Source organism: Dendronalium phyllosphericum CENA369 (assembly GCF_016056275.1).
GTDB lineage: Bacteria > Cyanobacteriota > Cyanobacteriia > Cyanobacteriales > Nostocaceae > Dendronalium > Dendronalium phyllosphericum.
On sequence record NZ_JAECZA010000123.1, the window covers coordinates 1 to 9,343 of the forward strand.

Annotated in this window: 10 protein-coding genes; 8 read left to right on the plus strand and 2 right to left on the minus strand. The window is 41.3% G+C overall.

Annotated features, from left to right (window positions below):
* The first annotated feature begins 478 nt into the window (after nucleotides 1-478).
* Both I8752_RS20225 and I8752_RS20230 read left to right on the plus strand, forming a co-directional pair.
* On the plus strand, nucleotides 479-2,098 hold the full coding sequence (locus I8752_RS20225) for a mucoidy inhibitor MuiA family protein (protein ID WP_214434086.1): 1,620 nt from the start codon (nucleotides 479-481) through the stop codon (nucleotides 2,096-2,098).
* A 593-nt stretch (nucleotides 2,099-2,691) separates the two neighbouring features.
* The gene (locus tag I8752_RS20230; protein WP_214434087.1) at nucleotides 2,692-2,940 is read left to right on the plus strand and encodes a hypothetical protein; all 249 of its coding nucleotides are present in this window, start codon (nucleotides 2,692-2,694) and stop codon (nucleotides 2,938-2,940) included.
* Nucleotides 2,941-3,065: 125 nt separating this feature from the next.
* Here the strand turns inward: I8752_RS20230 and I8752_RS20235 are convergent, their stop codons facing one another.
* Entirely contained in the window at nucleotides 3,066-3,266 is a 201-nt protein-coding gene (locus I8752_RS20235; protein WP_214434088.1) for a hypothetical protein, read from the minus strand.
* 229 nt (nucleotides 3,267-3,495) lie between these two features.
* Between I8752_RS20235 and mnmE the strand changes: the two genes are divergently transcribed.
* The 5 genes from mnmE to I8752_RS20260 all read left to right on the plus strand — a co-directional run bounded on the left by mnmE (nucleotide 3,496) and on the right by I8752_RS20260 (nucleotide 7,039).
* Nucleotides 3,496-4,887, plus strand: a complete 1,392-nt coding sequence (gene mnmE / locus I8752_RS20240) for a tRNA uridine-5-carboxymethylaminomethyl(34) synthesis GTPase MnmE (RefSeq protein ID WP_214434089.1) — start codon at nucleotides 3,496-3,498, stop codon at nucleotides 4,885-4,887.
* 29 nt (nucleotides 4,888-4,916) lie between these two features.
* Nucleotides 4,917-5,420 (plus strand): GNAT family N-acetyltransferase, encoded by a 504-nt coding sequence (locus I8752_RS20245; RefSeq protein WP_214434090.1) that lies wholly within the window; start codon nucleotides 4,917-4,919, stop codon nucleotides 5,418-5,420.
* A 7-nt stretch (nucleotides 5,421-5,427) separates the two neighbouring features.
* On the plus strand, nucleotides 5,428-6,198 hold the full coding sequence (locus tag I8752_RS20250) for an SDR family NAD(P)-dependent oxidoreductase (protein ID WP_214434091.1): 771 nt from the start codon (nucleotides 5,428-5,430) through the stop codon (nucleotides 6,196-6,198).
* Nucleotides 6,199-6,299: 101 nt separating this feature from the next.
* Nucleotides 6,300-6,716: a XisH family protein gene (locus tag I8752_RS20255; RefSeq protein WP_214434092.1), complete on the plus strand. Its 417-nt coding sequence runs from the start codon at nucleotides 6,300-6,302 to the stop codon at nucleotides 6,714-6,716.
* Nucleotides 6,704-7,039 carry a XisI protein gene (locus I8752_RS20260; RefSeq protein ID WP_214434093.1) on the plus strand — a complete coding sequence of 112 codons (336 nt, stop codon included), beginning with the start codon at nucleotides 6,704-6,706 and terminating at the stop codon, nucleotides 7,037-7,039. Before I8752_RS20255 ends, I8752_RS20260 begins: the two co-directional genes overlap by 13 nt.
* 47 nt (nucleotides 7,040-7,086) lie before the next feature.
* Here the strand turns inward: I8752_RS20260 and I8752_RS20265 are convergent, their stop codons facing one another.
* Nucleotides 7,087-7,974: an alpha/beta hydrolase gene (locus tag I8752_RS20265; protein WP_214434094.1), complete on the minus strand. Its 888-nt coding sequence runs from the start codon at nucleotides 7,972-7,974 to the stop codon at nucleotides 7,087-7,089.
* A 357-nt stretch (nucleotides 7,975-8,331) separates the two neighbouring features.
* Between I8752_RS20265 and I8752_RS20270 the strand changes: the two genes are divergently transcribed.
* Nucleotides 8,332-9,222 (plus strand): lysophospholipid acyltransferase family protein, encoded by an 891-nt coding sequence (locus I8752_RS20270; RefSeq protein WP_225895782.1) that lies wholly within the window; start codon nucleotides 8,332-8,334, stop codon nucleotides 9,220-9,222.
* Nucleotides 9,223-9,343 lie beyond the last annotated feature (121 nt).

The following is a 9,343-nucleotide window of genomic DNA, read 5'->3' on the forward strand; positions in this document are numbered from 1 at the left end:
AGATGAGGGAGTAGGGGGGGCAGAGGGGCAGAGGGGCAAGGGGGAAAGTTAGAACTTGAAGTAAGCTAATCTGCCTTTAAGTTGCACAATCCTTTGCCTTAGAAAGACGCAAAGAGAAGTTGCGTGCGGTGAGTCCAGCACTGCGGGAGGGTTTCTCTCCGGAGCCACTGCGGTCTTGGGGTCTCCCCAAGTAGAGCAAGTGGCATCAGGTGACTGGCGTTAGCGTAGCGTTAGCGACGAAGGAGCGTCACCCGAAGGGGGGTTCCCCCCGCCCTTGCAAACTTCGGGGGACAAAGGAGAAGGGGAGACGCGGGGATGCAATTTAAATGATTATTAGCTTATCCACCTGAAAAACTCATTCATCTGTCTCAAAACCTCAAACTCCTAACTCAGCAACGCCAGTCGCCTCAACGGGGGGAACCCCCGCACAGCGCTGGCTCTTCAGCACTCAGCACTATTAAAAACAGGAAATCTGGCAGTGGTTAACCCAGAAATATCATCTTTACAAAAAAGAGTAGAAAGTCAGATTGTGGCTGTGACTGTGTATAGTGACAGAGCATTAGTTACGCGACGAGGTAGTGTCTCCTTAACAGGACTGGAACGGGAATTAGTAATTAGTCCACTGCCATTGACCCTAGAAACGGAGTCCGTTCGGGTTAGCGGTACTGGTACGGTGGGAGTACAGTTGTTAGGAGTTAGCAGCGATCGCCTTTACACTAGCGAACCTGTAGCCGAACGCGTAGCACAGTTAACAAGGCAAATTCAGCAACTAGAAGCAGAAAAACGTCACCTGCAAGCTCAAGTGGATGCCTTGGCTTTACAGTCTAGTTTTATCGATGGCTTGCGAGAAAAAACACAAGAACCTTTTGCTCAAAGTTTGTCGCGGAAAAATCTTAGCCTCAGCGAGACTTTAGATTTTCTCAACTTTTTAGGCAGCCAGTACGGCGAATATGCGATCGCTTCTGGAGAATGCAAAAGCCAACAGCAGGAATTAGACAAGCAACTACAAGCACTCCGCACCGCATTGCAAACAATCCAAACACCCCATCCCAAGGAAAGTTTGAGCTTGATTGTGGGAATTGCACCATCAGGAGAAGGCGAGTTTGAACTAGAGCTATCCTACATTGTGAATCGCGCTAGCTGGACTCCACTTTATGACTTACGAGTTGATAGTACGAGCAATATCGTACATTTGAGCTACCTCGCAGAAGTTTCTCAAAGTACTGGTGAAGATTGGATTAATGTAGCACTTACTCTTTCTACTGCTAAACCAGGATTAGGTACGCTACCACCCAAACTTCAACCCTGGTATATCGATACCCCAAGCCCACCACCAATGGTGCGCCGACGGCAACTAACTGCTAGCCCTTCCCTGCCTACTTTAGCGGCTCCAGATGCTGAAGCAAATTGGCAAGAAGACGAAGTTGCAGAAGATAGTCTCATCTCAGCAGAAATCGTTGTAGCAGAAGTATCCAAACAAGGAAGTGTAGTTACCTTTCAACTGAGTGGTGGCGGTAACATTCCTAGTGATGGCACGCCGCATAAAACAACGATTTTCAACGATGATTATCCTTGTAGCTTCAATTATGTCGCCATGCCGCGCTTAGTAAGCTTTGTTTATTTGCAAGCTAATGTGAAAAATAGCTCCAACGGTGCGACTTTATTACTAGGCAAAGCAAATATTTTCCGTGACAATATTTTTGTCGGCACAACAAAGTTAGAAAATATCGCACCAGGACAAGAGTTTAAACTGAACTTAGGTATTGATGAAGGTTTAAAAATTGAGCGGGAATTGGTGGAGCGTCAGGTAGATAAAAAACTGATGAGCAACCAACGCCGGATTACTTACAGTTATCGGTTAGTAATTACTAACTTGCTCAATCAAGAAACTAATTTGACAATTACCGAACAATTGCCAGTTAGTCGCAACGAGCAAATTAAAGTACGTCTTATTCGCAGCAATCCGCAAATTCAACTAGGTGAAATGGCTATTTTAGAATGGGTGTTAACTATTCCACCCAATGAGAAACGAGAGATATCTTACCAATTTACCCTTGAGTATCCACCTGAGCTAACAGTTATTGGGTTAGATATTTAAAATCGAAATTAGCATTAGACTTCAAACTCCTAAAATTATCTAAATTGCGTGTAATTGCTAGCAAAATTACTAACTTTAAAATGGCGATCGCAAATGAATATAGTATAAAAACTTTATTAAACTTCTGAACATCTTGAGTGTTGTATATAGTAATAATTTACCAATTATTAGACATAACTAAAGTAATTATATCTAAATTATTCACTTGTAAGTTTGCTCTATTAAGATTGTTATTAACTTCTAAAATCATAACTTATAAAAATTTTTAATTTGATAAATGTTTGTATGGGCAAGATATTGTGCGATCGAAGCGATATGTTTATGTTTTTAAACAAATAAAATAGTAATAGTCTATTCTAAAAAAAAACTGAGATTTTAAGCATATTTCTAACAATTTGCCATTATCTGTAACTAAAGTAGCAAGCTAAAAACATATATAGACAAAAACATTTTACTTATGTCTAAGCAACAAATTCCATAGCCTTGATTTGCTCAATTAAATTTGCAAACATCAGAACTAAGGTTAGACAAAATATAGTTTAATCTTGCTTTTGATGTGAAAAAAATTGCTTTGTAAAAAAGGAGCAAGCCTAATGGCTAATGTCAATATCTCTGAGTTATATCCTGTTGGTTACAATCTGTTTGATGATTCCGAAAGCTTTCTCAATGAATTAGTTACTCAAGATAGTCAAATTATTAAGGGGGGTGGATATTACGGTGGTTATAGTGGCGGCTATGGCTATAGCGGTGGTTATGGTGGTTATGGCTATAGCGGTGGTTATGGCGGTTATAGCGATGGCTATGGCTATAGCGGTGGTTATGGCAAAAGCGCTTTCTTTTAGTAACTCACTGTGCGGTTTCAGCAACGCAGTGGCTTTCCTATAAAGATAACTCAGTTTCTTTCGTAGGGTTTGCCTGCGAAAGAAACTGCTAATTATTTGAATTTATCCTCTTGACCTACATAAAATTATGTATCTTCCGGAAGAACCCATTTTGGAGGTTCCATCATTTTTTTTCGCAGACGTTCTTCAGCCATCTCTAGCATTTGGTCTAGGGAAGTCTCTTCAATAAATTTTGCTGCTGCTTCTCTAAACTCAATATTGGGACATTTATTCCCTAAAACGCAGCCATTGACACAGGCTTCAGCGCAGTTAATTTTCTGCTCCACAGTTAATTCCTCTCTCTAAAAGTTATGAGTTATAAGTTGTCAGTTTTGCTCCTAACTCTTAACTCTTCTCTCTTAACTTCTTATTCTCAGGCATTACCCTTAAGATAAATCTTACCTTGTAGTTGCTATTTCTTTAGTCTTAATATCTACCATTAAAATATAAGTCGCAGATGATAGCACTGCTGCTACGCTAACCAATATATGCAATGTCTTGCTGGAAAAGGCGCTCATGTCAGAACTATTAGCCACTGCTGGAACCATCGCCGCGATCGCTACTGCTGTTGTGCCGCAGCAGGGTAGTGTCGGGATTGTGCGGGTTTCTGGTTCCCAAGCGATGGACATTGCCCAAAGACTATTTCGCGCGCCTGGGCGGCAAATTTGGGAAAGTCATCGCATTCTCTATGGTTATATCCGCCATCCCCAAACACAACAACTGGTAGATGAAGCTTTATTGCTGATTATGAAAGCACCCCGGTCTTACACCCGTGAAGATGTGGTGGAATTCCATTGCCACGGGGGAATTATGGCGGTGCAGCAGGTGTTGCAGCTGTGTTTGGAAAGCGGGGCAAGACTAGCCCAACCAGGAGAATTTACCTTACGGGCATTTTTGAATGGGCGGCTGGATTTGACACAAGCTGAAGGTATTGCTGATTTAGTGGGAGCGCGATCGCCTCAAGCTGCCCAAACTGCTTTAGCTGGTTTGCAAGGAAAATTAGCTCATCCAATTCGGCAGTTACGCGCTAACTGTTTGGATATATTAGCAGAAATTGAAGCCAGAATTGATTTTGAGGAAGACTTACCTCCGCTGGATGATAAAGTCATAATATCAGAAATTGAGAACATTGCCGCAGAAATCAACAGGTTATTAGAAACAAAAGACAAAGGTGAATTGCTACGCACGGGTTTAAAAGTGGCAATTGTCGGTCGTCCGAATGTTGGTAAATCTAGTTTATTAAACGCTTGGAGTCGGAGCGATCGCGCTATTGTTACAGACTTACCCGGTACAACCCGCGATGTAGTTGAATCTCAGCTAGTTGTTGGGGGAATTCCCGTGCAGGTGCTAGATACTGCGGGAATTCGGGAAACAATAGACCGAGTAGAAAAAATAGGCGTTGAGCGATCGCGCCGTGCTGCTAGTGCGGCTGATTTAGTTCTGTTGACCATCGATGCCTCAGCTGGTTGGACGGCAGGCGATCGAGAAATTTACGAGCAGGTACAACACCGTCCGTTGATTTTAGTTCTTAACAAAATCGACCTTGTAGAGAATGGACGTACTAAATCTTTAGAATATCCCAGTAATATCAATTATGCTGTCCAAACAGCAGCGGCACAAAATCAAGGTATTGATGATTTGGAAAAATCCATTTTAAAAATAATTCGACTGGAAAAAGTTCAAGCTGCTGATATGGATTTAGCAATTAATCAAAGACAAGCTGCTGCTTTAACTAAAGCTAAAATATCCTTAAAACAAGTGCAAGCAACAATAGCCCAGCAGTTACCCCTTGACTTTTGGACAATTGATTTACGCGGTGCAATTCAAGCACTGGGAGAAATTACAGGCGAGGAAGTAACAGAATCAGTTTTAGATAGAATTTTTAGCCGCTTTTGTATCGGAAAATAAACTGAGAAACTAAACAATACAAAACTGCTATGTACATCTCAATTCGCCAAGCAACTATACAAGATACAGTGATAGTTTCAGGTGTGCTTTTAGAAGCAGCTTCATGGCTTCAGCAGCTTGGTATACCTTTGTGGTGCGATACCGAAGTTTCTTTAAAAAATATTTCTGAAGATGTTGCTCAAGGTTTGTTTTTCCTTGCTGAGTGCGCTGGTGAACCAGTTGGTACAATCAAGTTTCAGCTTGAGGATTTACTTTTTTGGCCCGACATTGCTCAGGAAAACTCAGCATTTGTACATCGTTTAGCAGTGCGACGGTGTTATTCTGGCGGTAAAGTCTCTTCGGCACTGCTCAATTGGGCAGTTGAACATGCACAAAGCCTTAATAGATGTTATTTACGTTTAGATTGCGATGCTTCGCGTCCGCGCTTAAAAGCGGTATATGAAAACTTTGGTTTCCGTCATCATAGCGATAGACAAGTTGGCCATTGTTTTGTCTCTCGCTACGAATATAAAATACTTTCACAAATAATCTAATACTTGTATGTATTTTCTTGATGATGTGAATCATGCCAATGTATTGATTGTAGGAGCCAATCAAGGTATTGGTTTAGGTTTTGTAAAACAATTACTCCAAGACGACAGAATAGCCAAAGTTTATGCAACGTATCGCCAAAAAAATACTGCTGAAAAATTACTATCTTTAGTAAATAAACATTCTGGCAAATTAATTTGTTTAGAAATGGATATCACTGATGAATCACAGATTGTTGAAGCTGTGGAACAGATACGCATCGAAGTTAACAAACTGCATTTAGTAATCAATTGTGTAGGATTATTACACGAGGGAAATTTACAACCAGAAAAAAGTTTAAAACAGATTAATTCAGAAAATTTACTGCGCTACTTTCATATAAATAGTATTGGTGCTGTCTTGCTAGCTAAACATTTATTGCCTCTGTTTCGTCACAAAGAACGCAGCGTATTTGCCACTATTTCTGCCAAAATTGGTAGTATTGGCGATAACCAACTTGGTGGCTGGTATGGCTATCGTGCTTCTAAAGCTGCACTCAATATGTTTATGCGAACTGCGGCAATTGAATATGGTAGAAGTTGTCCCAAAACTTTGGTAGTCACATTGCATCCTGGTACGACTGATACACGCCTTTCCCGTCCGTTTCAGAAAAATGTACCTGCGGAAAAATTATTCTCAGTAGAACGCACTGTTACTCAGTTATTAACTGTTATAGAACAGCTTCAAGAAGGTGATAGCGGACAGTTTTTCTCTTGGGATGGAAGTAGGTTGCCTTGGTAATGCTGATATAGTATAAATGTACTATAAAGATGTTGATTTGAGTAAAGCTTTTCTAGCCGCTGCTAATAAAACCTACCGAAAAGTATATTTATAATCAAAGTATGTCAGCTAAAGACACTTTTCATAATGCTGTTCGTTCAGCTTTAGAAAAAGATAATTGGACAATTACCCATGACCCTTTACGTATCAAAACAGAAGACATTGAGTTGTATGTAGACTTAGGAGCTGAGAGAATAATAGCTGCTCAAAAATCAGGACAAAAAATTGCAGTTGAAATTAAATCTTTTCTGGGAACATCAGCAGTAAGTGAGTTTTATATAGCTCTTGGTCAAACTCTCACTTATCGAACTGCTTTAAGAATAGAACAACCTAATCGAATTTTGTATTTAGCAATTTCTTGGGATACTTACCGAGATTTCTTTATTCGTAAGTTAATTCAGGATGTAATTGCAGAACACCAGATAAAACTATTAATTTTTGACCCAGTAACAAAAGAGGTTCTGTTATGGAAAGAATAAATTATTCTAAGTTGGTACAAGAAATTCTCACAGGTCATTTAGACAAAGATCTGGAAAATGAAACAGAAGTAGAGCTAATTTTTGATACAGAGCGTCATCACTATCAAGTTGTCCATCTGGGTTGGAAAGAAAAAGAGCTAAGGCGGGTTTATGGTTGTATCATCCATATTGATATTAAGGATGGCAAAATTTGGATTCAGCGAGATGGGACTGAGGTGGGAGTAGCTAATGAGTTAGTTGCTGCTGGAGTTCCCAAACAGGATATTGTTTTGGGTTTTCATGCTCCCTACAAGCGGAAGTTTACCGAGTTTGCAGTAGGGTAATTCAAGAGTTTTCACTAAAGTGCGATCGTACTAATAAACTTGCTGCGCTATGCCAACTGTACTGTCTTTGGTGAAAGGTGTCGCTCTAACCAATCCTCTAAATCAGCCAATACCTCTTGATAATTCAGATCGTTTTGCAGCTCGTGATAGGCTTCTGGGTAAACTATTCGCAGCTTATCTTCATAGGTTACGTGCTGATAAAAAATTTCGCCTCCTTCTGGGAGCGTCACTCGGTCAGCGCCACCATGTAAAATTAAAAGTGGCGATCGCCATTCAGCAGCACGAGCATGAACCCAAGCAGTTGTGGCAAAAAATTCTGTTGCCATACGGGCAGTGCCTAGAGAATGGCGTAATTTATCTTGTGCGTAGGCGGCTAAAACTTTCTCATCTCTAGAAGCACTAGATAAATTCATACCAGTACTTAAGGAAAAACGCGGCCAAACTCGTGAAAGTAAGTGTCCTAAGATGAGGCGGGCTTTTGAAACTCCCACTTTTCCCAAGGCTGGCGCTAAGGCAATCACGCCTTGCAATGCTGATGCTTCCTGTGGATAGCGCAGAACATAATCTAAAACAATTACAGCACCTAAACTATGACCTAAAAGAAAAATTGGGCTTTCTGGCTGCTGGGTTTTAATTAACTTGAAAAAGGCTTGCAGGTCTTCACGCAACTCAGCCCAGGAGTTGATATGACCTCGCTGACCTGGGGAACGTCCATGACCGCGCCAGTCAAAACTGTAGACAGCATATTGCTTGGGTATGAGATGTCTAACGACATTACCGAACCTGTCACTGTGCGCTCCGAGTCCATGCACAATGACTAACACTGCCTTCACCTTACCCTCTGGATACCAGCTTTGGTAATACAGTTCCAGTTCCCCAACACCTTTAAATGTGCCTTCTGTGTGAAGCACTTGGTAAACGCTGTCGTCGCTCATACGGTTAATTTTTAACGTTTTTCCCAGCAGACTACTAGCTTATCAAGATACATGGTTTTTGGCTGTGAGAGAAATCATACTAATTCGTAATTAACTAAATATTACTGGCGATTTTAGTCGTTACGCATCTAAATAAAACCACGGCTTATAACCGTAGGTTATTTCATATTTTGCGCTCAAGAATTATGATTTGTTCATGAATTCAAGGTGGATGTTATCAAAAGTTCTTCTAGCGAATCTTTTCGGGAAGACCTAGCTGATGGCGTAACTTCCCAAATTCATACCCATGAAAAAACAGCCGACTTAACATCTAGCCATCAGCAGGAAAATGGTACGCTATCAGAAACTTTGCCGTGTTTGAGTGCTGCAACTATCAAGCGGGTGCAAGAGGGTGTGGCTGCGGCAAGCGATCGCGCTGTTAGCCATACAATAGAATCAATTCTCCAGCGTCTAGATGCCATCGATCGCGATCGTCCAGAACCTAGAGTTAATGCTAGCGTGCGGCGGTTTGTATTGCGATCGCTCATTCATATTCTTTTTCGGGTAAAGGTGGAAGACCTCGACAAGATTCCTCAACAACCAGCAATTCTCGCAGTTAACCATCTCCACCACATCGATCCTTTACTCCTGCTAGCAGAATTTCCCACCCAACCCTATTACTACATCCTAGGTGATGCACGCACCCTTTATAACAAGCGCTGGAAGCGCTTTATCCTCCGTTTGGCGGGAGGTGTCATTCCCTTAGAACGGATATGGAAAGAAGAAGTCGCCGTGGTTGCAGCAGCTAAAGCAGGACGGCAAGATTTGATTGATTTAGCTACAACAATTGAACAGACTGTACGCACAGGCAAAGATATACAAACACTGCGACAAATAGACCGCATTGTACTAAGAATTCTGGCTAGCGGCGATGGGATGGTTCTGTTTCCTGAAGGAAAGTTGGGAAACACAGAGGGTAAATTGCATCTTCCGCTGAAGCGAGGGACTGTAATTTACGCTTTGCGGGCTGGAGTGCCGATAGTACCAGTCATCCTCATAGGCACTCACGATCTTTATCTACGCAAAGAATTAACTATTCGAGTTGGCGAACCATTGCATTTTACTCAAACTACTAGACCGAAGCGACAAGAAGTAGATATAGCTTTGGAAGCATTACAAAAGGCTATGCTTGCTCTGTTGCCAACTGACTATCAAGAGCCAACAGGAGTAAAGCTATTACGTTATTTCCTGAATCATATCTTGTGGTAAGCAGAGAAAATTAAAAATGAAAAATCTATACCCAGCCTTCTAACTTGAAAGTGCTGAGTGCTGAGTGCTGAGTGCTGAGTAAAAATACTAGTCTCTAGTCCCCAGTCCCATTTTCATGCAT